This window comes from Streptomyces sp. NPDC050703, from assembly GCF_040654435.1.
GTDB lineage: Bacteria > Actinomycetota > Actinomycetes > Streptomycetales > Streptomycetaceae > Streptomyces.
Window position 1 is genome coordinate 28,917 of record NZ_JBFAHX010000018.1, and the last position, 24,369, is coordinate 53,285.

The following is a 24,369-nucleotide window of genomic DNA, read 5'->3' on the forward strand; positions in this document are numbered from 1 at the left end:
CGTGCTCTGCTGCGAGCAGAACCCGTTCCCTCGGCGCGGGCCCGCGGGGCAGAGTCGCCCCATGAGACTTCTGATGCTTGGCGGTACGGAGTTCGTGGGGCGCGCGGTGACCGAGGCGGCGCTCGCCCGGGGCTGGGAGGTGACCGTCTTCCACCGCGGCCACCACCCCGCGCCCGAGGGGGCCCGGGTCGTCCACGGCGACCGTACGGCGGAGGACGGCCTCGCGGGCCTCGCCGAGGGCGAGTGGGACGTGGTGGTCGACACCTGGTCGTCGGCGCCCCGCGTGGTGCGGGCCTCGGCCCGGCTGCTCGCGGGCCGGGCCGGGCGCTACGTCTATGTGTCCAGCGGCTCCGTGTACCGCTACCCGGGCGCGGCGGGCTCCGACGAGGACTACCCCGTGGTGGACGGCGACCCCGACGCGGAGGCGACCGCCTACGCCGAGGACAAGCGCGGCGGTGAGCTGGCCGCGGTCGCGGAGTTCGGTGCCGAGCGGACGGTGCTCGCGAGGGCCGGCCTGATCCTCGGCCCGTACGAGAACATCGGGCGGCTGCCGTGGTGGCTGAACCGGGTGGCGCGCGGCGGCCCCGTCCTCGCTCCCGGGCCGAGGGACTCGGAGATCCAGTACATCGACGTACGGGATCTCGCCGAGTGGGTCCTCGACGCGGGCGCGGGCGGGCTGCACGGCCCGTACAACCTGATCAGTCCCCTGGGGCGGTTCACCATGGGCGAGTTCCTGGAGGCGTGCGTCGCGGTGGCGGGGCCCGACGCCTCGCTGCGCTGGACGGCGCCGGAGGCGGTGCTCGACGCGGGCATCGAGCCGTGGATGGAGCTGCCGGTGTGGCTGGCGCCCGGCGAACTGCACGACACGATGCACCGGACGTCGTCCGAGAAGGCGATCCTCGCGGGGCTGAGGGCCCGGCCCGTCGAGGAGACGGTGCGGGACACCTGGGAGTGGCTGCGGTCCATCGGCGGCACCCCGCCGCAGCGGCCCGACCGGCCGGTCCTCGGGCTCGACCCGGAGAAGGAGGCGAAGGTCCTGGGGCTGTAGCGCGTACGAAGGGCCGTCCCCGGCGCGGTGCGCGCCGGGGGACGGCCTCGTGGGGCGGCGGTACGGGGGGGCCGGAGCCCGGGTCACGGCCCCGGCCCCGGCCGGGTTCAGCGCGAGGCGTACGCGTCCGGTGCGTGGCGGCGGTGGGGCTCCGCGGCCGGGATCTCCTCGCTGTGGGAGATCCGCGGCAGCCAGGAGAGCAGGCGCGGGGTGCGCCAGTTGCGCTCGCCGAGGAGCGTCATCACGGACGGCAGCAGGATCATGCGGACCACCGTGGCGTCGAGCAGGACCGCGACGCCGAGGCCCACGCCCATCTGCTGCATGTCCTGCATGGACAGCGTGCCGAAGACCGCGAAGACCGCCACCATGATCACGGCCGCGCCCGTGACCGCGCCAGCGGTGCGCGTGATGCCCTCGCGGATCGCCGCCCGGTTGTCCATGCCCCGGTCGCGGGCCTCGCGGATGCGGGAGACGACGAAGACGTGGTAGTCCATCGACAGGCCGAACAGGACGACGAGGACGAAGAGCGGCATCCAGTTCTCGATGGCTCCGACCTTCTCCGAGCCGATCAGTTCCGCGCCCCAGCCGTGCTGGAAGACGGCGGTCATGACGCCGTAGGCCGCGCCGACGGACAGCAGGTTGAGGACGATCGACGTCACGGCGATCACCACGGACCGGAAGCTGAAGAGCATCAGCAGGAACGTCACCGCGGCGATGAAGGCGAAGACAGGCACGATGCCCCTGCTGAGCTGGTCGCTGAAGTCCTCGGACGAGGCCAGGTCGCCGCCGACGTACGCCGTCACGCCCTGCCCCGCCAGTCCGTCGAAGGCGGCGGGGACCGTGTCGTCGCGCAGCTCGCCCAGGGCCTTCCTGGCCTCGGCGTCCGTGCCGTCGCCGGGCAGCGGCACCGCGATCTCGGCGACGCCGGCCGCCTTGTGGACGGTGAGTTCGGCGCGGTCACCCGCCTTCTCGGTCACCGTGTCGAGGGCGGACCGCACCCGGGGCGCCGTGATGTCGTCCGCCTCGACGACCACGCGGGCGGGAGCCGGGCCGCCGGGGAACTCGGCGGTGATCTCCTTGTACGCGATGGAGAGCGCGGCGTCCGAGCCGAACTGCTTCTCCAGGCCGAGCTGTTCGGTCCTCATGCCGAGCGCGGGCGCCGCCAGGGCGAGGAGCAGCACGGCCGAGCCGGCCGCGAAGAGCTTCGGCCGGGCCAGGACGGGCCGCAGCGCCTTGCCCGCGAAGGCCCCGCCGGCGTGCGCGCCCTTCTGGGAGCGGCGGTTGAGGAACGGGATGCGGCCCGCGTCGATCCGGTCGCCGAGCCACGCGAGGAGCGCGGGCAGGACCGTCACGGAGCCGATCATCGCCACGCACACCACCAGGATCGTGGCGACGGCGAAGCCCTTGAAGAGCAGCAGCCCGGAGAGGAACATGCCCGCCATCGCGACCATCACCGTCAGGCCCGAGACCAGGACGGCGCGTCCGCTGGTGGCGGCGGCGATCCGCAGCGCGGTCTCCGCGTCGCGCCCCGCGGCCCGCTCGTCGCGCTCGCGGCGCAGGTAGAACAGGCAGTAGTCGACGCCGACCGCCAGGCCCATCAGGAACATCACGGAGTACGTGGTCTCGAAGAGGTGCAGCTGGTGGCTGGCGAGGGAGAGCAGTCCGAACGCCGCCACGCACGCCGTGAGCGCGAGGCCCACCGGCAGGAGCGCGGCGACCACGGCGCCGAAGGCGACGAGCAGGATGCCGAGGGCCAGCGGTACGGCGGTGAACTCGGCCTTCTTCAGGTCGTCGGCGAGCAGGTCGGACAGCTGCTTCTCGGAGCTCGCGTCACCGAACTGGTGGACGGAGATGCCGTCGGGCGCCTTCTCCCGGGCGTCGTCGACCGCGTCGAGCACCGGCTGGATGCGGTCGCCGGCCTCGTCCGAGGGCCCCTTGACCGCGAAGCGGAGCAGCGCCTCCTCGCCGTCCTTCGAGGGCAGCGGCGCCTGGACGTCGCGGACCTCGCCGGTCGCGGTCAGCGCCTTCGACAGGTCGGCGGCGGTGTCGCGCCAGCCGCCGGCATCGCGGGCGCCCACCATGACGAGTTCGCCGGCGGGCTCGTCGATGCCCGCGTCCTTCAGGATCTTCTCGGCACGGCCCGAGTCGCCGACGTTCATCTCGTCGTCGGAGGCGGTCACCATGCCGGAGGCCCCGCCGATGACCGTGGCGAGGACCACGAAGACCAGCCAGCCGATGACGGCCGTCCTGCGGTGGTGTGCGCTCCACACCCCGAGTCGTGCCGCGAAGTTCCGCCTCATGGCGCCCCGCCCCCATCAGTTCTGCGTGAATGAACGTCGGTCAAGTCCCCACTCACGCTAGGAACCGGCGCCCTCGCGCCCCAGCCGCCGAACCCCCCACCTGCCGAAGCGCAGGGCGAGCCCCGGGGGTGTCGTCAGGTACACCCCCGCCCGGGTGGAGGGACCAATGACCTTTCCCCGTCCGCCGGGTGAGACTGTCTCCGTGCCCGGCGCGCGACGCGGCGGGCCGCACGGGGACGACGAGAGGGACGGCGGCATGACGAGGCTGAAGGACGCAGTGATCGCGGGAGCCCAGGGGCTCTGGCTGACGATCGTCTCGTTGGTGGGGTCCATCGTCCTGTTCGTGTTCGCGGTCCTCTCGATCGCGTTCATCCTCCTCGGGATCGGCCTCCTCACCACCCCGGCCGTCCTCGCGGCCGTGCGCGCGTACGCCGGCGCGCAGCGGGCACGGGCCGCCGCCTGGTCCGGGGTGACCATCCCGGACCCCTACCGCGCGTACCCCGCCGACCTGCGGCCCGGCCTCACCGGGCAGGTGGAGCGCTGCACGCGCCTGCTGAAGGACCCGGCCACCTGGCGGGACCTGCAGTGGCTGCTCGTGAACATGACCGCGGGCCCGGTCGTGGCCGTCTTCGCCCCGGCCCTGATGCTCTACATGCTCTACGGCTGGGTGCTCGCCCTCGGCGTGTGGAAGCCGATCCACTCCGCGGCCGGCGGCGACTGGTACGCCTTCATCCACGTCACCTCGCAGTCCACGGCCAACCAGGCGGCCGCGCTCGGCGTGGGCTTCTTCCTCCTCGGCGTCCTCGTCAACCCCGGCCTCGTCCGCGCCCACTTCCTCCTCTCCCGCGTGTTCCTCGCGCCCACCCCGGCCATGCGGGAGCGGCAGCTCGCCCTGCGCGTCGACCGGCTGACCGAGACCCGGCACGACGCCGTGGACAACTCCGCGGCCGAGCTGCGCCGCATCGAGCGCGACCTGCACGACGGGGCGCAGGCCCGCCTGGTCGCCATGGGCATGGACCTCGGCACCGTCGAGGCGATGATCGAGACGGACCCGGCCAAGGCCAAGGAGCTGATCGCCAAGGCCCGGCAGAACTCCGGCGAAGCCCTGACGGAACTGCGTGACCTGGTCCGCGGCATCCACCCGCCGGTCCTCGCCGAGCGCGGCCTCGGCGACGCCGTGAAGGCCCTCGCGCTGCGGCTCCCGCTGCCCGTCGAGGTCACGGTGGAGCTGACGGGGCGGGCCGGTGCCCCGGTGGAGTCGGCCGCCTACTTCGCGGTGAGCGAGACCCTGACCAACGCGGTCAAGCACGCGGGTGCCGAGCGCGTCTGGGTCGACATGCACCACGCCGAGGGCATGCTGCGCATCGCGGTCACCGACGACGGCAAGGGCGGCGCCCGGCTCGGGGCGGGCTCCGGCCTCGCCGGGATCGAACGGCGGCTCGGTACATTCGACGGCGTACTGGCCGTCAGCAGTCCCGCGGGCGGCCCGACCATGGTGACCATGGAGATCCCTTGCGAGTTGTCCTAGCCGAAGACCTCTTCCTGCTGCGCGACGGCCTGGTGCGGATGCTGGAGGCGTTCGACTTCGAGATCGCCGCGGCCGTGGAGAGCGGGCCCGAACTGTCCCGGGCGCTCGCGGAGTTGGAGCCGGACGTCGCCGTCGTCGACGTCCGGCTCCCGCCGTCCCACACGGACGAGGGCCTGCAGTGCGCGCTCGCCGCCCGCAGGGCGAAGCCGGGCCTCCCGGTGCTCGTCCTCTCCCAGCACGTGGAGCAGCTCTACGCGCGCGAGCTGCTGGCCGACGGCAACGGCGGCGTCGGCTACCTCCTGAAGGACCGCGTGTTCGACGCCGCCCAGTTCATCGACGCCGTTCGCCGGGTCGCGGCCGGTGGTACCGCGATGGACCCGCAGGTGATCCAGCAGCTCCTGTCCCGCCGCTCCAGCGACCAGCCGCTCGGCGCGCTCACCCCGCGCGAGCGCGAGGTGCTGGAGCTGATGGCGCAGGGGCGGTCGAACGCGGCGATCGCCTCGCAGCTCGTGGTCACCGAGCGGGCCATCGCCAAGCACACGTCGAACATCTTCGGGAAGCTGGGGCTGCCGGTCTCCGACGACGACAACCGGCGGGTGCTCGCCGTCATCGCGTTTCTGGACCAAGGGCGTTGAGCAGCCGGTGAGTTGTGGCGGGGACCGCTGAACGCGTCGGGCCGCTGATGCGTATGTAGCCCCATGGGACGCACCTCACGAAAACGATCGAAGCTGGCGCGGCGCATGGTCGCCGCGTCCGCGGCTCTGGTCATGGGCGGTGGCGGCCTGATCGCCGTCAACGTCTACGCGAACGCCGAAGACGGCGTCGGTCGGCCTCCCGGGCGGAGCGCCGACGCCGGTGCCGGTACCGGGCAGCGGATGTCGACCATCGACTGCCCCGACGTGGGCAACCGGCTGCGGGAGGTTCCCCGGGAAGCGCGCGGTGAGGTCGATGGCAGACTCGCCGAGCTGGACAGCCAGATCACCCGGGCCTACGAGCGCTTCACCGAGGCGGCGGACAAGGAGTCCGTGCTGCCTCCGCTGGAGGAGCAGCGGCGCGGCACGATCGGCGAGATCGAGGACGCCGTGGACCGGGCGGGCGCCCGCCCCGACGACCTCACGGGGATGGCCCCCTGCACCGTGCGCGCCGCCGACCGGGAACGGGAGCGGCCGGCCGGGGACGGCGACCGAGGGCGGGAGCGGGACCAGGGGCAGGAGCAGGGGCAGGACGAGGGGCAGGGCCAAGGCGGCGGCCAGGGCGGCAGCGGCAACGGACCCGTGGCCGCCGACTTCGTCGACATCGAGTCCGTCGGGCCCAACGTCCGGCGCCCCCGCAACCAGCGCGGCGCCTCCCGCGGGACCTTCACCACCGACTGCGGCCGCAACGAGAACGGCAAGTTCAACCCCGACAACGTCATCGCGGCCCCCGGCGTCGGCAACGGCGCCCACCACATGCACGACTACGTGGGCAACCAGGCGACGGACGCCTTCTCCGGCGACGACGACCTCGCGAACGGCGAGACCACCTGCCGCAACCAGGGCGACAGGTCCACGTACTACTGGCCCGTCCTGCGGCTCCAGAACGGCCGGGACGAGGACGACGCGCAGGCGGACGGCGGCGGCAGGGACCAGAACGTCGGCGAGATCCGGACACCGTCGGCCGTCACGCTGAAGTTCACCGGGAACCCGCGGGGCAAGGTCGTCGCGATGCCGCGCTTCCTGCGGATCATCACCGGCGACGCCAAGGCGTTCACCAACGGCGACGCCGAGGCCAACGCGTCCTGGAGCTGCACCGGCTTCGAGAACCGGCAGCTCAAGGACAAGTACCCGATCTGCCCCGAGGGCAGCGAGGTCGTGCGGACCTTCACCTTCCAGAGCTGCTGGGACGGGCGGAACACCGACAGCGCCAACCACCGCACCCACGTCGCGTTCGCCGACCGGCGGACCGGCGCCTGCCCGCAAGGCTTCCGCGCGATCCCGCAGCTCGTGCAGCGCATCGTGTACGACGTGCCGCCGGGGCCCGGCTTCGCCGTCGACTCCTTCCCCGAGCAGCTGCACAAGCCGGTCACCGACCACGGCGACTTCATCAACGTCTTCGACGAACGCCTGATGGAGCGCCTCACGAAGTGCCTGAACTCCGGCCGTCGCTGCACCTGATCACGGCCGGCCCGCTCACCCCCCGCGGTGACCGTGGTGGCCCCCGCCGTGCTCCCCCGCGGCGTCCACCACGGTCCCGCCGAGCCGGTCGCGCAGCGCCGAGATGTCCTCGGCCGCGCCGACCGCGACCCACTGCCCGCCGACGAGGTACGTGCCCCCGTAGTCGTTCGCCTCGTCGAGCCATTCGGCCTGGCCACGGGCGTTTGTAAAGGTTACGAGGATGTAGCGCCGGGCACCGTTCTCACAGGTGGCCTGGCGCAGCTCGGCCGCGTCCGTCTGGAGGTCGGGCGTGCACTTCGCCCTGGCCGCCAGCTGCTCAAGGCTGCCGCTCGCCGTGCCCGGTGTGCCGTCACCCCCCGAGCCGCACCCCGCCACTCCCAGCAGCACTCCCACCGCCATGCCCGCGAGCGCGCTCCGCGCTGCCCTCATCGTCCCACCAGACCCTTCCGGCGAGCCGAACCCGCCATCTTCCGACGCACCGTTGAGCACGGGGCGCCTCCCGGATACCGTGCGCCGCAGCCTTCACCCCAGGGGGTACACATGTCCGATCCGTCCCGTCGTTCCGTGCTCGGCACCGCCGGTGCCCTCGGCCTCGGCGCCGCCGTCGGCGGAGCGCCGCTCCAGGCCCACGCCGCCGGGGGGCCGGCGCGGGTCCCCGCCCTCGATACGGATTCCGCGCGCTCGGCGCTCAACAGGCTCCTGCCGCACCACGCGGAGCAGTTCCGGCTCGCACTCCTCCCCGCACGCCCCCGCGAGGACCGCTTCCGGGTCACCGGGTCGACCGGGCGGATCGAGGTGGCGGGCACGACGCCCGCGGTGCTGCTCACCGGCGTCCACTGGTACCTGAAGTACGTGTGCGGGGCCCACATCAGCTGGAACGGCGACCAGTTGGACCTGCCGCGCAGACTCCCGGCGCCGAGCAGACCGCTGGAGAGATCCACCTCCCTGCCCCACCGGTTCGCCCTGAACGACACCAACGACGGGTACACCGCGCCGTACGCCGACTGGGCGTACTGGGAGCGGATGATCGACGTACTCGCCCTGCACGGCTGCAACGAGGTCCTGGTGATCGCGGGCGCCGAGGCCGTCTACCACCGGGTCCTGAAGGAGTTCGGCTACTCCGACGCCGAGGCCAGGGCCTGGCTGCCCGCGCCCTCGCACCAGCCGTGGTGGCTGCTGCAGAACCTCTCCGGATACGGGGGGCCGCTGTCGGCGCGGCTCATCGCGGACCGCGCCGAGCTGGGGCGGCGCATCACCCGCAGGCTGCGGGAGCTGGGCATCGCGCCCGTGCTCCCCGGCTACTACGGACACGTTCCCGACGGCTTCGTCGCGCGCAACGGCGGGGACGCGCGGGTCGTGCCGCAGGGCACCTGGCACGGCTTCCGGCGGCCCGACTGGCTCGACCCCCGCACCACGGCCTTCGCCGAGGTCGCCGCCTCCTTCTACCGCCACCAGGAACGTCTCTTCGGCCCCGCCGACCTCTTCAAGATGGACCTGCTGCACGAGGGCGGCACCGCCGGTGACGTGCCGGTGCCGGCGGCGGCGCGCGGCGTGGAGGCGGCGCTGCGCACGGCGCGGCCGAACGCCACGTGGGTGATCCTCGGCTGGGAGGCCAACCCGCTGCCCGAGCTGCTGGACGCGGTCGACAAGAAGCGCATGCTGATCGTCGACGGCGTCTCCGACCGGTACGCGAGGGAGCCGGACCGGGAGAAGGACTGGGGCGGCACCCCGTACGCCTTCGGGACCATCCCCAACTTCGGCGGCCGCACGACGATCGGGGCCCGCACCCACCTCTGGAACGAGCGGTTCTTCGCCTGGCGCGACAAGGCGGGCAGCGCCCTGGTGGGCACCGCGTTCATGCCCGAGGCCACCGACCGCGACCCGGCCGCCTTCGAGCTGTTCTCCGAGCTGGCCTGGGTCGAGGACCCGCCGGACGGGGCCGCGTGGTTCTCCTCGTACGCCGACTTCCGCTACGGCGGGCGCGACCGGGGTGCGCGGGCCGCCTGGCGGGCGCTGGACGAGACCGCCTACCGGCACACCGCCGTGGAGCGCAGCGACCCGCACGACTCCCTCTTCGCCGCCCGCCCCGACCTGGCGGCGGCCCGCGCCGCCGAGTACGCGCCGCGCGCCCTGACCTACGACCCGGCCCGCTTCGACGCGGCGCTCACCGGGCTGCTCGGCGTGGCGGGCGGACTGCGGGGCAGCGGCGCCTACCGCAACGACCTGGTGGACGTGGCCCGGCAGGCCCTCGCGCACCGCAGCCGCCACCTCCTGCCGCAGCTGCGGGCCGCCTACGAGCGCGAGGACCAGGAGGCGTTCCGTGCGCTCTCGACGCTGTGGCTGCGGCTGATGCGGCTGTCGGACGAGGTCACGGGAACCGCCCGCGCCTTCCTGCTGGGTCCCTGGGTGGCGGCGGCCCGGCGGACGGGGACGAGCGCGGCCGAGCGGGCGGAGTTCGAGCGGACCGCGAAGGTGCTGATCACCACCTGGGGCGACCGCGCCACGGCCGACGCGGGGAGGCTGCACGAGTACGGCAACCGCGACTGGCACGGCCTGATCGGCGACTTCTACGTCCCGCGCTGGCAGCGCTGGCTCGACGAGCTGGCCGACGCCCTGGCGGCGGGGCGCGCGCCGGAGGCCGTGGACTGGTACGCCGTGGAGGAGCCCTGGACGCGGGAGCGCAAGGACTACCCCCTGCGTCCCGTCGGCGATCCCCACCGCACCGCCGCCCGGGTCCGCGACGTCCTCGCCCGCGCGCCCTACCAGGGCTCCGTGGAGGTCACCGCGGAGCCGCCCGCCCTCCCGCCGGGCGGCCACGCGCGCGTGCGGGCCGTCTTCCGCAACGTCAACGGCCTGCGCGCCACCGGCCGCGTCGACTTCGCGTTGACCGGCATCGAGGCGGAGCCCACCGGGCCGGTGTCGCTGCCGCGGGTCGGGCCCGCGGGGACGGGGCGGGTCGAGTGGCGGGCGAGCGCCCCGGGCACGCCCCTGGACCGTCCGCTGCGGCCACTGCCGTACGAGATCGCGGTGCGGTACGGGCCGCGCGGCGAGCGCCGGGTGCGCTCGGTGCACGAGGGGACGCTGTACGAGGCCGGTCCGGTGAGCGGGGCGTGGGCCGGATACAGCAACAACGCGGCCGTCTTCGGCGAGCTGGAGGGGCGGTACGCGATCAACGGCGGCGGCGCCGACCTGTGGAAGGGGACGACGGAGTTCGGGACGCTCTACCGCGGGGGCGCCCTGAGGGACGGGGTCGCGGTGGTCGTGCGCGTCGACTCCCAGGAGAACACGGGGCCCTGGGCGCGGGCGGGCCTCATCGCCCGCAACTCCCTGGACACGCCGGGCGCCAAGGGCTTCGTCGACCTCGCCGTGACTCCGGCGAACGGGGTCGTGCTCTCGTACGACACCAACGGCGACGGCACGGTGGACACGTACAAGCGCCTCACCGGGGTCAAGGCGCCGGTCCTGCTCCGCCTGACGCGGAACGGGGACTCGGTCACCGGGGCGTGCTCCACGGACGCCGGGGAGACGTGGCGCGACGTGGCGACGGTGGCCCTGACGGGGGCGGGGGCCGCGCTCGACGCCGGCTTCTTCATGAGCGCCACGCACGGCGGCGACGGCACCCGCGGCACGGTGGAGTTCAGCGGCTGGCGCCTGGCGTAGCGGGCGGCCGTTCCCGCGGGGCGGCCCGTCCGCCCCGCGGGAAAACCCCGGCGCCCAGGGGGACGCGTGTGCGAAGGTGAGGCCGTGGACGACAACTGGGAAAAGCGGCTCGCCGAGGCCTGGGCCTCGATCGACACCTACGGCGAGGACGGCGCGGCACGGTTCCGCGCGCTGATCGACGGCCTCGTGGCGGAGCTGCCGGACGGTGACCCCGTCGGCGCCTTCGAGCAGGCCTGCGCCTGGGACTCCACCGGCCACTCCGACCGCGCCGTGCCGCTCTACCGGGAGGCCCTCGCGGGCGGCCTCGACGCCTACCGCAGGCGGCGCGCCCTCATCCAGCTCGCCAGCTCCCTGCGCAACACGGGCGGGGCCGAGGAGGGCGTGGCGCTCCTGACGCCCGAACTCGACGCCCCGTCAGACGAGTTGGACGACGCGGTCCGTGCCGTCCTCGCCCTCTGCCTGTCCCGTCTCGGCCGTGACCGCGAGGGGCTCTCCCTCGTGCTGGGCGCCCTCGCACCCCATCTGCCGCGCTACCAGCGGTCGATGGCGCGTTACGCCCACCTCCTCGTGGCGGAGCCGGACCAGGTGTGAGCCCCCCGCGCATGGCCCTGAGGTGACCTACGGACGATTCGCTCGTTCTGCTGAACGTGTCGTCTGATGTGCAGTCCGAGAAGCCGAAGTCCCCGCCCGCCGGCGGCCCCGCTCCCGTCGTGGACGTGGAGCAGGCCGAGGCGGCCCTCGTCGAGCACTACCCGCGGCTCGTCCGGCTCGCCTACCTGGTGCTGCCGCCCGGCCTCGGCCGCAATCGCAGGGTCCTGACCGCCCACGCCCTCACCCAGCGCGCCCTGCCGCGCGGGCGCAGGGCGGGCCAGGCGGTCACCGTCCCCTCCCAGCAGAGCGGCGACCGCCCGCACGACGCGGGGTACGCGTACGTCCGCCTCCAGGTGCTGCGCGGCGCGCTCGACGCCGGGCTCCCCCTGAAGCGCCTGGCGTGGCCGAAGCGGGCCCAGTTCCCGCCGCTGCTCCCGCAGGTGTGGGGACTCCAGCTGTTCCCGCGCTCCGGCGGGGCCGACGAACTCGCCCTGGACCAGCGGCTCGCCGCGCTCTCGGCCGACGCCCGCGCCGCCTACGTCCTGCGGGGCCTTGAGTCCCTCGACGACGCCGGGGTGCGCGCCACGCTCACCGCCGCCGGGTGCGAGGACCCCGGGGCCGCCGTCGAGGAGGCCGACGAGGTCGAGGCGCGCCAGGCCCTGCTCGCCTCCCCCGAGTTCGACCCCTGCTCCCTGCAGGCGAGGCCGACCGATCTGATGCGGCGCAGGCAGCACGCGAAGGCGGCGGGCGTCGCCCTCGCCGCCGCCGTGGTCTGCGGGGCGCTGCTCGGCATGCCGGGCGGCGGCTGGGGCCCGGACGGCGCCGCCGCTCCCCCGTACGCGCGCAACCCCGCGGGACAGGCCGCGCTCGACCCGGACCGGCTCACGACCGTCGCCGCGGGGGCGTGGAAACGTTCCGCTCGCGAGGACTTCTCCGCGTGGCCCGCGCGCGGCGGGCTCACCGAGGACAAGGCCCTGCTGCGCCGCGCCCTCGCCGTCTGGGCGCGCCCCGGCGAGTCCGTGCAGGTCTCCGCCACGCCGGGCACCGCGAGCGGGGCGCCCCCCGGCCCCGCCCAGCTGCTCTACGCCGGTGAGGTCGACTCGGCGCGCGTCGTGCTGCTCTACGACGGCCTGCGCATCGTGCGGTACGCGGAGCCGCGGGAGGGCACGGGCGGCGCCGCCCTCGACTTCGCGCGCGTGGACGGCGCGACCGGCGCCGAGGCGGGCGCGATCGTGGTCAACCGCACCGACGGCAACGTCCGCTATCTGACGGCGCCCTGGGTCGCCTCCGCCTCGGTCGGCGACCTGCTGAAGCCGGCCGGGCGGCCCCTCGCCCTGGAGCGCGACAAGGACGGCGTCACCGCCTCCTTCGCGGGGCCCCCGGCGAGCGGCCGGTGCACCTCGTGGAACGCGCTGCGGCTGCGCGGCGCCGACGGCACCGTCCGCACGTCCACCGACCTCGGCGAGCTGACCCCCGCCCGGCTGACGGCGGGCCGCCCCGCGGCGCCGCGCGACGCCACGCCCGCCGACTGGGCCAAGACGGCGTGCTCCCTGGCCTCGGTCCGCTCCAACGGCGTGCGCTCGGTGAACTCCTGGCAGTACGCCCGCCAGGCGCTCCCCGAGGCCAACGGCGTCGCCCAGTGGATCTGCACCCGCGCCGACACCTGGCGGGGCGCGGGCAGCAGGACGCTCGCCCAGTTCCAGACGGCGGGGGCGGTCGCGGGCGCGGTGGCCGCCAAGGCGGAGGACTCCCTCGCCTGCGGGGCCAGGGACGCGAAGGTCCTCGCGGGCGTCCTGTGGAAGTCGCGGGCGGGGAACTGGTACCTCCTCGGCGCGGGCAGCGGGAACGTCACCTCGGTCACCGCGACCGGCGGCACCCGCGCGGAGGGCAACCTCCTCGCGGTCAGGACGGAGCGCACCACGCAGGCGCGCCTCTCGGGCACCCTGACGGACGGCTCGAAGGTGACGACGCTCCGGTAGGCGCTCCCCCGCCCCGCACCGCTCCGGCCGCCGCCCGCGGAAAGGCCGGTTCCGCTCGGTAGGGTGTTCGCATGTCTACCGGGGTGCGCCGCAGGATGGGTGTCGAGGAGCGGCGGCAGCAGCTGATCGGGGTCGCGCTCGACCTCTTCAGCCACCGCTCGCCCGACGACGTCTCCATCGACGAGATAGCGTCGGCCGCGGGCATCTCGCGGCCACTGGTCTACCACTACTTCCCCGGCAAACTCAGCCTGTACGAGGCGGCGTTGCGGAGGGCCGCCGACGACCTGGCCGAGCGGTTCGTGGAGCCGCACGAGGGCCCGCTCGGGGCGCGGCTGCTGCGGGTGACGGGCCGCTTCCTGTCCTTCGTCGACGAGCACGGGCCCGGCTTCTCCGCGCTGATGCGCGGCGGCCCCGCCGTCGGCTCCTCGGCCACGAACGCCCTGATCGACTCGGTGCGGCAGGCCGCGTACGTCCAGATCCTCACGCACCTGGGGGTCACCGACCCGCCCGCCAGGCTCGAACTGGTCGTGCGGTCCTGGATCTCCCTGGCCGAGTCCACGGCGCTGATCTGGCTGGAGGGGCGCCGCATCCCGCGCGCGGAGCTCGAACTCCAGCTCGTGCACGACTTCGCCGCCCTCGCCGCGGTGAGCGCCGCCTACGACGAGGAGATGGCCGCGCTGCTCCGCACGAACCTGGCCGGTGAGCCCTCCGACGGCCCGTTCGCCGACCTCCTCGGCCGCCTGACCGCGCTGGCGCCGTGACGAGCAGCGGGTGCGGCCGTTGTCACGGACACCCTTACGGTGATCACCATGACGGCGCAACTGACGTTCCGCAGTGCGGACGAGACCGACACGGCCACCCTCACCGGCCTCTACGAGGGTGCCGCCCGCTGGATGCTGGAGCACGGCATCGACCAGTGGAAGCCGGGCGAGAAGGACGAGCGGCACTTCCGGCGGCTGATCGCCTCCGGCAGCGCCGAGGTGTGGCTCGCCGTCGAGGGCGGCGAGGTCGTCGGCGCGTACGAGGTGTGGTGGGACGACGAGGCCGCGTGGGGGCCGCAGCCGCCCGTGGCGGGGTACGTGCACCGGCTCATGACGCGGCGCGGGGCACGCCCGGGGACCGGCCGCGAGATGCTGGCGGCGGCCGAGCGGCGGATCGCCGCGGCGGGCCGGCCGCTGTGCCGGCTCGACTGCGTCACCTCCAGCCCCCGCCTGCGGACGTACTACGAGGGTGCCGGGTACGCGGTCGTCGGGGAGCTGCCGGGCAAGGTCGCCGCCGACGGCGGTACGTACGGCGTGCTGCTCCTGGAGAAGCCGCTCGGCTAGTCGAGGCCGGTGAGGCGCAGGGCGAGCAGGGCCATGTCGTCGTCGCTGTCGTGGCCGAAGCAGGCGAGCAGGGTGTCGCAGAGGTCGGCGACGCCGAGGGGCGCGCCGGCCGCGACGCCGCGCAGGTGCTCCATGGACGTGGCGAGGTCGGTGCCGCGGGTCTCGATGAGGCCGTCGGTGACCATGAGGAGCCGGTCGGTGCGGCGCAGCACCGTCTCGGTGGGCGGCGGCCTGTCGAGGCCGAGGCCGAGCAGCGGACCACTGGCCTTGAGGTAGGCGGCGGTGCCCGCGTCGTCGACGATGAGCGGCGGGATGTGTCCGGCGTTGGCGACGCGGGTGCGTCCGGTGACGGGGTCGACGAGCGCGAGGCAGAGGGTGGTCGTCGCGTCGGGGTGGTAGCGCTGGAGCATCTTGTCCAGGCGGTGGGCGAGGGTGCGCGGATCGGACTCGTCGACGCAGTAGGCGCGCAGCGCGTGCCGGATCTCCACCATGACCGTGGCCGCCTCCAGGGAGTGGCCGACCACGTCGCCGATGGCGGTGAGCACGCCCGCCGGGGTGGGCAGCGCGGCGTAGAAGTCGCCGCCGATCTCCGTGTCGCTGGAGGCCGGTTCATACCGCACGACGACTTCCGTGCCGGGGGCCTGCGGCACGTTCGTGGGCAGGAAGCTGCGCTGGAGGGTGAGGGCGATGTGCCGCTCCATCTCGTACATCAGCAGCCGTTCGGCGGCGAGGGCCGTGGCGTGGGCGAGCCGTCCCACGAGCCGGGCGGTCCCGGGGTCGCCGACGGGGACGTACGAGGGGACGGCGAGGCATACGGGCGCGCAGCCCTCGCGGCTGCGGGCCACGGTGATGCGGGCGCCGCCCGCGGGCGCGGTGTCGTCGGGCAGCACGGCCTGGAAGAAGCCGGGCGGCCAGAGCGGGGCGGGCACGAGGGTGTCGCGGATGCCCACGCGGCCCGCCATGGTGCGCAGGACGAGGCGGGCCACGGCGTCGTGCGCACGGTCGTCGGGCAGGGTGGCGGCGGCTCTGCGCCGGGAGAGGCCCCGGTGGACCGCGCCGTCGTCATCGACGATGAACGCCACGGCGGGGCCGTCGGTGAGCCGTCCGGTGCCGACGGCCGCCGCGTGGGCCAGCTCGCTGGGGCAGCGGGCCGACTGCACGTCGAGGATCGTCTCGGCGAGCAGCGTCAGGTGCCCCGCCTCCGCCTCGGCGTCGCTGCGGTGCCGGGCCCCGCGGGCGACGGCCCTGACGACGGCCTGGATCTCCTCGGGTTCCGCGGGCACCGTCAGATAGGCCTCGCCACCCGCGTCGAGCCCCAGGCACCGGTCGGCGGGGGCGACCTTGACGGCCGAGAAGTGCACGACGGGCAGCGAGGCGGTCGGCGGGGACTCCTTCAGGCGGCGGCAGAGGTCGAAGCCGCTCATGTCGGGCAGGCCCACGTCGACGAGCGCCACGTCGGGGAGGGTGCCCGTGCGCCCGCGCTCGTCGAGTTCGGCGAGGGCCTCGGCCGCGCTGGCGACGAGCACGACCTCGTGACCGTCCCTGCGCAGGACCGCGCCCAGCGCGTACCGACTGGCGGCCACGTCGTCGACCACCAGAACAATGGTGTCTGCCTTGCCGTTGGCGTTCACAAAGCCCCTTGGGGCAGGTCAGGGCAGACTCCCGGTGAGCCTGCCCGACCAAATTAGCGCGCCCTCGGCGGCTCCGGGGGCAGACTGCCCTGGTCGCACCGGGAACGGTGAAGATCCCCGAACTCGACCCGTCGGCGGTGACCTTGGCGGTAAAATCTCCACCCCCCTCCGTTCGCCTGCCGCACGCGGCGCCCGGCGTGCCCGGCGTGCCCGCTTGAGGTCGACGGCCTCGTGACCTTCGCGTTCCGCCGGGCGTTCACTGAGGTGTCCGGCCCGCCGGCCGGCGGCACGTACGCCGCGCACTCCCGTCCGCACTCCCGAGGGGCTCCCTTGACCCAGCACGTCACCGCCGCCCACACCTTCACCGACTCCGCGCCCACCCGGGAGTGGTGGCGGGACGCGGTCATCTACCAGGTCTATCCCCGCAGCTTCGCCGACGGCGACGGTGACGGCATGGGCGACCTGCCCGGCATCACGGCCCGGCTGCACCACCTGAGCGACCTGGGCGTGGACGCCGTCTGGCTCTCCCCGTTCTACGCGTCGCCGCAGGCCGACGCCGGGTACGACGTGGCGGACTACCGCGCGGTCGACCCCGTCTTCGGCACCCTCGCCGACGTGGACGCCCTCCTGCGCGAGGCGCACTCCCTCGGTCTGCGCGTCATCGTCGACCTGGTGCCCAACCACTGCTCCGACCAGCACGAATGGTTCCAGCAGGCGCTGCGCGAAGGGCCCGGTTCCCCGCTGCGGGACCGCTTCCACTTCCGCCCCGGCAAGGGCACGGACGGCGAACTGCCGCCCAACGACTGGGAGTCCGTCTTCGGCGGCCCCGCCTGGACCCGCGTCGAGGACGGCGCGTGGTACCTCCACCTCTTCGCCCCGCAGCAGCCCGACTTCAACTGGGACCACCCCGCCGTGCACGACGAGTTCCGCTCCGTCCTGCGGTTCTGGCTGGACAAGGGCGTCGACGGCTTCCGCATCGACGTCGCGCACGGCCTGGTGAAGGCGGCCGGGCTCCCGGACATCGGCCACACGGAACAGGTCGAGCTGCTCGGCAGCCAGTCCGTGCCGTACTTCGACCAGGACGGTGTGCACGCCGTCTACCGCGACTGGCGCCGCATCCTCGACGAGTACACCGGCGAGGAGGGCTCCGAGCGCATCGCCGTGGCGGAGGCGTGGACGCCCACGGTCGAGCGCAGCGCCCTGTACCTGCGCCCCGACGAGCTGCACCAGGCCTTCAACTTCGCGTACCTGACCACCGGCTGGGACGCGGCGGCCCTGCGCGCCGTCGTCGACCGCTCCCTCGCCGCGATGAACGCCGTGGACGCGCCCGCCACCTGGGTGCTCTCCAACCACGACGTCGTACGTCACTCGACGCGCCTCTCGGGCGGCGACGCGGCCCGCGGTCTGCGCCGGGCGAGGGCCGCCACGCTGCTGATGCTGGCGCTGCCCGGCTCCGCGTACATCTACCAGGGCGAGGAGCTGGGCCTGCCCGAGGTGACCGAGCTGCCCGACGCGGCGCGCCAGGACCCGGCGTTCTTCCGCACCGCCGGCCAGGGCGGCCTGCGGGACGGCTGCCGGGTGCCGCTGCCCTGGTCCGGTGAGCGCCCGCCGTTCGGCTTCGGCCCGGCCGACGGCGGCCCGAGCTGGCTGCCGCAGCCGGAGTCCTGGCGGGACCTCTCGGTGGCCGCGCAGACCGGCGACCCGGCGTCGACCCTGGAGTTCTACCGCGCGGCCCTGGCGATCCGCCGCGCGCACCCGGCGCTCGGCGCGGGCCGCGGCATCGAGTGGCTGCCCTCACCCGATGGCGTGCTCGCCTTCCGCCGCACCGCCGCGGGCGGTGCGTTCGCCTGCACGGTGAACCTCACCTCGTCCCCCGTCACACTGCCCACGCCCGGCAGCGTGCTGCTCGCCGGTGTGGACCGGGGGCCGGGCGCGGGGTTCGCGCCGGGCGGGGACGAGACCGTACTTCCGGCGGATTCCGCCGTCTGGTGGGCGATCTGAGGCGTGACCGGTACAGTCCAATCCGTGACCGCACGGCTAGCCGACATCGCAGCCCAGGCGGGGGTCAGCGAAGCGACAGTAAGCCGCGTGCTCAACGGCAAGCCGGGCGTCGCCGCGGCCACCCGCCAGTCCGTGCTCGCCGCCCTCGACGTACTCGGCTACGAACGCCCGGTACGGCTCAGGCAGCGCAGCGCGGGCCTCGTCGGGCTGATCACGCCCGAGTTGGAGAACCCCATATTCCCCGCGCTCGCGCAGGTGATCGGGCAGGCCCTGACCCGGCAGGGGTACACGCCGGTGCTCGCCACGCAGACGCCCGGCGGCTCCACCGAGGACGAGCTGACCGAGATGCTGGTGGACCGGGGTGTCTCCGGGATCATCTTCGTCTCGGGCCTGCACGCGGACACCACGGCCGACACGCAGCGCTATGAGAAGCTGCGGGCGCAGGGCGTGCCGTTCGTGCTCATGGACGGCTTCTCGCCCCACGTGCGCGCCCCGTTCATCTCGCCGGACGACCGCGCGGCGATGCGCCTCGCCGTCACGCACCTGCTCTCCCTCGGCCATGAGCGCGTGGGGCTCGCCCTCGGCCCCAAGCGGTTCGTGCCCGTGCAGCGGAAGATCGAGGGTTTCGTACGCGTGATGGAGGACCGCCTCGGCCTCTCCCCCGACGAGACCGAGACCGACCTCGTGCGGCACTCCCTGTACACGCTGGAGGGCGGGCAGGCCGCCGCGGGCGCGCTGCTCGACCGCGGATGCACGGCGATCGTCTGCGCCAGCGACATGATGGCGCTCGGCGCGATACGGACGGCGCGCCAACGCGGCCTGGAGGTGCCGGACGACGTCTCGGTGGTCGGCTTCGACGACTCCCCCCTGATCGCGTTCACCGATCCGCCGCTGACCACGGTCCGCAAGCCGGTCCCGGCCATGGGCCAGGCGGCGGTGCGCACGCTCCTGGAGGAGATCGCGGGCACCCCCGCCCCGCACAGCGAGTTCGTCTTCATGCCGGAGCTGGTGGTTCGCGGTTCAACCGCCTCGGCGCCCAGGCGCCCCTAGGGAACATCAGGGGTGCCGGCTCGTCCTCGTGGCGTAGAGAATGCGGGCCGAACCCGACCAGGGGATGATCGGTCGAGGAGCGGGGATCTGGCAGACTCGTGCCTATGGGTGAGACGACCGTGACGACACTTGAGGGCCGACAGAGCCCCACCTCATCACCCATCGCGGGCGAGCGGGATGACCGCAATGGGCGGAATCCGCTGCGGCGTCTGGCCCGGCTGCGGGCCCCTCGCCGCCCCCGGCTCTGGTTCGAGATCCTGCTGATCGCGGTGAGTTACTGGACGTACTCCCTGATCCGCAACGCCGTGCCCGAGCAGAAGGCCCAGGCGCTGCGGAACGCGGACTGGCTCTGGAACCTGGAGCAGCACCTCGGGATCGCCGTCGAGCGGAGCGTCAACCACGCCGTGGACTCGGTGACATGGCTGATCGTCGGCATGAACTACTACTACGCGACGCTGCACTTCGTCGTCACGCTGGGTGTCCTCGTCTGGCTGTTCCGTGCCCACCCCGGGCGGTACGCGGCGACCCGCCTCGTCCTCTTCGCGACGACGGCGGTGGCCCTGGTCGGCTACTACCTGTATCCGCTCGCCCCGCCCCGCCTCATGAACGACTCCACGTTCATCGACACCGTCCTGGTCCACCACACCTGGGGCTCGATGGCCTCCGGCGACCTGAAGAACATGTCGAACCAGTACGCGGCGATGCCGTCCATGCACATCGGCTGGTCCCTCTGGTGCGGCCTGACCATCTTCGCGCTCGCCTCGGTGCCGTGGGCCAAGGTCCTCGGCCTGCTCTACCCCGTGACGACACTCGTCGTCATCGTCGCCACCGCCAACCACTTCTGGCTGGACGCGGTGGGCGGCATGATCTGCCTGGCCTTCGGCTTCGCGGTCGCCCGCCTCTGGTACGGCGCGACGCCGTACGCGCTGCCGCGCGAGGTGACGGTGCGGGAGGAACCGGGGCTGCTGCCGGCCGGGCGCTGACCCCCCTGCCGTCGTACGCGTGCCGTGCTGAGACGTCGCGGTGGGTGAGGCGGCCCGAGGAGCCTCACCCCCCGTAGAACCGCTCCTCCATGACCGCCCGCGCCCGGCGCGTCACCCTGCGGTAGTCGTCCAGCATGTCGCCCACGTGGCCCGGGTCGTAGCCCAGGTAGCGGGCGACCGCGGCCAGTTCGCGGCCGTCCGAGGGGAACGTGTCGCCCGCCCGCCCCCGGACCAGCATCACCGCGTTGCGGACGCGGGAGGCGAGGACCCACGCCTCGTCGAGGGTCGCCGCGTCCTGGGGCGGGATCAGGTCCGCCGCCAGGGCCGCGGCCAGGGCCTCGCGGGTGCGGGTCGTGCGCAGGGCGGGGACCTCGTGGCCGTGCTCCAGCTGGAGGAGCTGGACCGTCCACTCGATGTCCGAGAGCCCGCCGCGGCCCAGCTTGGCGTGGAGCGTCGGGTCGGTGCCGCGCGGCATCCGCTCGGCCTCCATGCGGGCCTTCAGGCGGCGGATCTCGCGGACGGCGTCCTCGGTGAAGCCCTGCGCGGGGTAGCGCAGGGGGTCCGCGAGGTCGATGAAGGCGCGGCCCAGACCGGCGTCGCCAGCGACCGGTTCGGCCCGCAGCAGCGCCTGCGCCTCCCAGCCGAGCGACCAGCGGCGGTAGTAGGCCTCGTAGGACTTCAGCGTACGGACCAGGGGGCCGCTGCGGCCCTCCGGGCGCAGGTCCGCGTCGATGAGGAGCGGGGGGTCGGCGGAGGGGATCTGGAGCAGCCGCCGCATCTCCGCGACCACCTTCGCCGCCGCCTTGGCGGCCTCCTGCTCGTCGGCGCCCTCGCGCGGCTCGTGGACGAAGAGGACGTCCGCGTCCGAGCCGTAGCCCATCTCGTGGCCGCCGAAGCGGCCCATGCCGATGACGGCGAAGCGGGTCGGCAGCGTGTCGCCCCAGCCCTCGCGGACGACCGCGCGCAGGGTGCCCGCCAGCGTGGCCGCCGTGAGGTCGGAGATCGCCGCGCCCACGCGGTCGACCAGCGTGCCCGTGTCCTCCTCCGCGGGGCGCTCCTCCGTGCCGTACGAGCCGATGAGGTCGCCCGCCGCGGTGCGGAACAGCTCGCGGCGGCGCACCCCGCGCGCCGCCGCGACCGCCTGCTCGGCACCGTCCGCGCGGCGCACCGCGGCCAGGATCTCCTGTTCGAGGGCGGTGCGCCCGCGCGGTTCCGGGCCCCGCCGGTCGCCGAGCAGGGCGACCGCCTCGGGGGCGCGCAGGAGCAGGTCGGGGGCGAGGCGGCCGGCGGAGAGCACCCGGGCGAGGTTCTCCGCCGCGGCCCCCTCGTCCCTGAGCAGCCGCAGGTACCACGGGGTCTTGCCGAGGGCGTCGGAGACCTTGCGGAAGTTCAGCAGGCCGGCGTCCGGGTCGGCGGAGTCCGCGAACCAGCCGAGCAGGACCGGCAGCAGGGTGCGCTGGATGGCCGCCTTGCGGGAGACGCCGGAGGCCAGTGCCTCCAGGTGGCGCAGGGCCGCGCTGGGGTCCGCGTAGCCGAGGGCGACCAGGCGCTCGCGGGCCGCCTCCGTGCTCAGCCTGGTCTCGCCGGGGGCGAGCTGGGCGACGGCGTCGAGCAGCGGACGGTAGAACAGCTTCTCGTGCAGCCGGCGCACCACGGAGGTGTGCCTGCGCCACGCGCGGTGCAGCTCGGTGATCGGTTCCGTGCGCATGCCGAGGGAGCGGCCGATGCGCCGCAGGTCGGCGTCGCCCTCGGGCACCAGATGGGTGCGGCGCAGCTTGTGGAGCTGGATGCGGTGTTCGAGCGAGCGCAGGAAGCGGTACGCGTCGTCGAGCTGCGCCGCGTCCACCCGCCCCACGTACCCGCCCGCCCCGAGCGCCTTCAGCGCCTCCAGCGTCGAACCGCTGCGGATGGACGCGTCGCCGCGGCCGTGCACCAGCTGGAGCATCTGCACGGCGAACTCGACGTCCCGCAGACCGCCGGGGCCGAGCTTCAGCTCCCGCTCGACCTCGCCCGCCGGGATGTTCTCGACGACCCTGCGGCGCATCTTCTGCACGTCGGACACGAAGTTCTCGCGCTCGGCGGCCTGCCAGACCAGCGGGGCGAGCGTCGCCACGTACTCCTCGCCGAGCGCCGGGTCGCCCGCGACGGGCCGCGCCTTGAGCAGCGCCTGGAACTCCCAGGTCTTCGCCCAGCGCTGGTAGTACGCGAGGTGGCTGCTGAGGGTCCGCACCAGGGGGCCGTTCCTGCCCTCGGGGCGGAGGTTGGCGTCGACGGGCCAGATGGTGCCCTCGACGTTGGTCTCGGAGCAGATCCGCATCATGTGCGAGGCCAGGCGTGTCGCGGCGCGCAGGGCCTCGCCCTCGTCGGTGTCGCCGGCCGCCTCGCCGACGAAGATGACGTCGACGTCGGAGACGTAGTTGAGCTCGTGGCCTCCGCACTTGCCCATCGCGATGACCGCGAGCCGGCACCGCGCGGCGTCGTCGGGGGCCGCCGCGCGGGCCATGGCGAGCGCCGCGCGCAGCGTCGCCGTGGCGAGGTCGGCCAGCTCGGCGGCGGCCTCGGCGACGTCCGTGGTGCCGCAGACGTCGCGGGCGGCGATGGCGAGGAGGCAGCGCCGGTAGGCGACGCGCAGCGACTCCGGGTCGGTGGCGTCGGCGAGGCCGCGCTCGAAGTCCGCCACCCCGGGGTGGAGGTCGACGGACTCGTAGACGGCGAGGGCCCGCCAGTCGCGGGGGTGGCGCGCCAGGTGGTCGGCGAGCGCCTCGGAGGCGCCGAGTACGCCGAGCAGGCGGTCGCGCAGCGGCTTGGCGGTGACGAGGGTGCCGAGCAGTTCGCGCCTGCCCTGCTCGTCCTCCTGCGCCTCCACCAGCCGTACCAGGCCGAACAGTGCCAGGTCGGGGTCGGCGGTGGCGCCCAGGGCGTCCAGGAGCAGCGGGTCCGAGCGGACGGCACCGAGGCCGGGCGCGTCGAGGAACCGCTCCGCCGCGGACGGGTCGGTGAAGCCGTGCCGCAGCAGCCGTGTGAACGTGCTGCTGCGGCGGCTCCCGGTCTCCCGCCACCCCCCTTGCAACGGGCGCTTCGCGCCCTCCCCTTCCCGCGGCAGCGACATGCCGAGCCTCCGTTCGATCACTCCGGCCCCGAGCCTACGGCCTCACCGCCGGGTTCCGCCCGGCCGCCGGACCGTTACCGCCATGCCGGCGCGGAGGGCTCCGAAACGGGGGGTCCGCTCCCGTCACGGGGACGGGCTCCGATCCCGTCATGGGGACGGGCTCCGCTCCTGCTACCGGGGGGGCGGATTCCGCTCTGTCACGGGGGCGGATTCCGCTCCTGTACGGGCGCGGAACCCGCTCCGTTTCGGGAGGGCTCCGCTCCGTTTCGACGCGCCGAAATGACCGTGGCACGAACGCTGACAACCCGCCGACTCCCTGGTGTACTCCGCCCATGGAATACACACTCGAAGTGATCCCGCTGCCGGTGAGCGACCTCGACCGCTCCATGGAGTTCTACCGCGACAAGCTGGGCTTCCACGTCGACATCGACGCGGAGGTCATGCCCGGCATGCGCATCGTCCAGCTCACCCCGCCGGGTTCGGGCTGTTCCATCGCGCTCGCCGCCGACAGCCTCTGGGAGACCATGGACGGCCCGAAGCCGTCCCCCGGCGCCTACCAGGGCCTCCAGCTCTGCGTCGCCGACGCCAAGGCCGCCCACGCCGAGCTGACCGCGCGCGGCCTCGACATCTCGGAGCCGATCCAGCACTCCCCGGAGGACGGCGGCACGTTCATGTACTTCAAGGACCCGGACGGCAACGGCTGGGCGATCCAGGAGTACACGGTCCGCGCGAAGACGCCACTGCGGGACGCGATCGTGCGGCAGGGCTGAGGGCCTCTCTCCGGAGGGCACTCACCGTGTCCGGACGCAGCCCGGCGGGGCCGCCCGTCCGGCCCCGCGGCTCCATGGCCACGGAGGGGCTAGCGGCCTCCGCCGCTCGCCGTGGGACACGGGGAGGACTGACACGGCGACGCCCCGACGACGCTTCCCCGGCACGCGGAAGGGCAGGTCCCCGGCGCGGGCGACCTGAGCACCGTCGCCGAACGCGACCTGCCTCCAGGGTCCAGGCACC

At 74.1% G+C, this 24,369-nt stretch carries 17 protein-coding genes; 13 read left to right on the forward strand and 4 right to left on the reverse strand.

All coding sequences use genetic code 11. The features are described 5' to 3' along the window. Window positions 1-61: 61 nt before the first annotated feature. The gene (locus AB0I16_RS18570; protein WP_363250481.1) at window positions 62-1,048 is read left to right on the forward strand and encodes an NAD-dependent epimerase/dehydratase family protein; all 987 of its coding nucleotides are present in this window, start codon (window positions 62-64) and stop codon (window positions 1,046-1,048) included. Between the two features lie 107 nt (window positions 1,049-1,155). Here the strand turns inward: AB0I16_RS18570 and AB0I16_RS18575 are convergent, their stop codons facing one another. After that, on the reverse strand, window positions 1,156-3,348 hold the full coding sequence (locus AB0I16_RS18575) for an MMPL family transporter (protein WP_363250482.1): 2,193 nt from the start codon (window positions 3,346-3,348) through the stop codon (window positions 1,156-1,158). A 256-nt stretch (window positions 3,349-3,604) separates the two neighbouring features. On the opposite strand from AB0I16_RS18575, the gene AB0I16_RS18580 reads away from it, so the two are divergent. From AB0I16_RS18580 to AB0I16_RS18590, 3 genes are all read left to right on the forward strand, one after another. After that, a complete protein-coding gene (locus AB0I16_RS18580; protein WP_363250483.1) occupies window positions 3,605-4,876 on the forward strand; it encodes a sensor domain-containing protein in 1,272 nt (423 codons plus the stop codon). Beyond that, window positions 4,861-5,511 (forward strand): response regulator transcription factor, encoded by a 651-nt coding sequence (locus AB0I16_RS18585; protein ID WP_363250484.1) that lies wholly within the window; start codon window positions 4,861-4,863, stop codon window positions 5,509-5,511. Before AB0I16_RS18580 ends, AB0I16_RS18585 begins: the two co-directional genes overlap by 16 nt. Before the next feature lie 63 nt (window positions 5,512-5,574). Continuing rightward, window positions 5,575-7,029 (forward strand): DUF1996 domain-containing protein, encoded by a 1,455-nt coding sequence (locus AB0I16_RS18590; RefSeq protein ID WP_363250485.1) that lies wholly within the window; start codon window positions 5,575-5,577, stop codon window positions 7,027-7,029. Window positions 7,030-7,044: 15 nt separating this feature from the next. On the opposite strand, the gene AB0I16_RS18595 is transcribed toward AB0I16_RS18590, so the two are convergent. Beyond that, on the reverse strand, window positions 7,045-7,458 hold the full coding sequence (locus tag AB0I16_RS18595; RefSeq protein WP_363250486.1) for a hypothetical protein: 414 nt from the start codon (window positions 7,456-7,458) through the stop codon (window positions 7,045-7,047). 111 nt (window positions 7,459-7,569) lie between these two features. Between AB0I16_RS18595 and AB0I16_RS18600 the strand changes: the two genes are divergently transcribed. The 5 genes from AB0I16_RS18600 (at window position 7,570) to AB0I16_RS18620 (ending at window position 14,584) form a co-directional block, all read left to right on the forward strand. Next, window positions 7,570-10,689 carry an alpha-N-acetylglucosaminidase gene (locus tag AB0I16_RS18600; RefSeq protein ID WP_363250487.1) on the forward strand — a complete coding sequence of 1,040 codons (3,120 nt, stop codon included), beginning with the start codon at window positions 7,570-7,572 and terminating at the stop codon, window positions 10,687-10,689. Between the two features lie 84 nt (window positions 10,690-10,773). Beyond that, window positions 10,774-11,280 carry a tetratricopeptide repeat protein gene (locus tag AB0I16_RS18605; protein WP_363250488.1) on the forward strand — a complete coding sequence of 169 codons (507 nt, stop codon included), beginning with the start codon at window positions 10,774-10,776 and terminating at the stop codon, window positions 11,278-11,280. Between the two features lie 56 nt (window positions 11,281-11,336). Beyond that, window positions 11,337-13,259: a hypothetical protein gene (locus tag AB0I16_RS18610; protein ID WP_363250489.1), complete on the forward strand. Its 1,923-nt coding sequence runs from the start codon at window positions 11,337-11,339 to the stop codon at window positions 13,257-13,259. Window positions 13,260-13,330: 71 nt separating this feature from the next. Beyond that, the gene (locus tag AB0I16_RS18615) at window positions 13,331-14,020 is read left to right on the forward strand and encodes a TetR/AcrR family transcriptional regulator (RefSeq protein ID WP_363250490.1); all 690 of its coding nucleotides are present in this window, start codon (window positions 13,331-13,333) and stop codon (window positions 14,018-14,020) included. A gap of 48 nt (window positions 14,021-14,068) precedes the next feature. Beyond that, window positions 14,069-14,584 carry a GNAT family N-acetyltransferase gene (locus AB0I16_RS18620; protein ID WP_363250491.1) on the forward strand — a complete coding sequence of 172 codons (516 nt, stop codon included), beginning with the start codon at window positions 14,069-14,071 and terminating at the stop codon, window positions 14,582-14,584. On the opposite strand, the gene AB0I16_RS18625 is transcribed toward AB0I16_RS18620, so the two are convergent. After that, entirely contained in the window at window positions 14,581-16,215 is a 1,635-nt protein-coding gene (locus AB0I16_RS18625; protein WP_363250492.1) for a SpoIIE family protein phosphatase, read from the reverse strand. The genes AB0I16_RS18620 and AB0I16_RS18625 overlap by 4 nt on opposite strands. 330 nt (window positions 16,216-16,545) lie before the next feature. Between AB0I16_RS18625 and AB0I16_RS18630 the strand changes: the two genes are divergently transcribed. The 3 genes from AB0I16_RS18630 to AB0I16_RS18640 all read left to right on the forward strand — a co-directional run bounded on the left by AB0I16_RS18630 (window position 16,546) and on the right by AB0I16_RS18640 (window position 20,249). Then, a complete protein-coding gene (locus AB0I16_RS18630) occupies window positions 16,546-18,216 on the forward strand; it encodes a glycoside hydrolase family 13 protein (RefSeq protein WP_363250493.1) in 1,671 nt (556 codons plus the stop codon). Between the two features lie 24 nt (window positions 18,217-18,240). Next, the gene (locus AB0I16_RS18635; RefSeq protein ID WP_363250494.1) at window positions 18,241-19,266 is read left to right on the forward strand and encodes a LacI family DNA-binding transcriptional regulator; all 1,026 of its coding nucleotides are present in this window, start codon (window positions 18,241-18,243) and stop codon (window positions 19,264-19,266) included. A 104-nt stretch (window positions 19,267-19,370) separates the two neighbouring features. Next, window positions 19,371-20,249 carry a phosphatase PAP2 family protein gene (locus tag AB0I16_RS18640; RefSeq protein ID WP_363250495.1) on the forward strand — a complete coding sequence of 293 codons (879 nt, stop codon included), beginning with the start codon at window positions 19,371-19,373 and terminating at the stop codon, window positions 20,247-20,249. A gap of 64 nt (window positions 20,250-20,313) precedes the next feature. Here the strand turns inward: AB0I16_RS18640 and AB0I16_RS18645 are convergent, their stop codons facing one another. Then, window positions 20,314-23,358 carry a bifunctional [glutamine synthetase] adenylyltransferase/[glutamine synthetase]-adenylyl-L-tyrosine phosphorylase gene (locus AB0I16_RS18645; protein WP_363250496.1) on the reverse strand — a complete coding sequence of 1,015 codons (3,045 nt, stop codon included), beginning with the start codon at window positions 23,356-23,358 and terminating at the stop codon, window positions 20,314-20,316. 332 nt (window positions 23,359-23,690) lie between these two features. On the opposite strand from AB0I16_RS18645, the gene AB0I16_RS18650 reads away from it, so the two are divergent. After that, window positions 23,691-24,128 (forward strand): VOC family protein, encoded by a 438-nt coding sequence (locus tag AB0I16_RS18650; protein ID WP_363250497.1) that lies wholly within the window; start codon window positions 23,691-23,693, stop codon window positions 24,126-24,128. The last annotated feature ends 241 nt before the right edge of the window (window positions 24,129-24,369 follow it).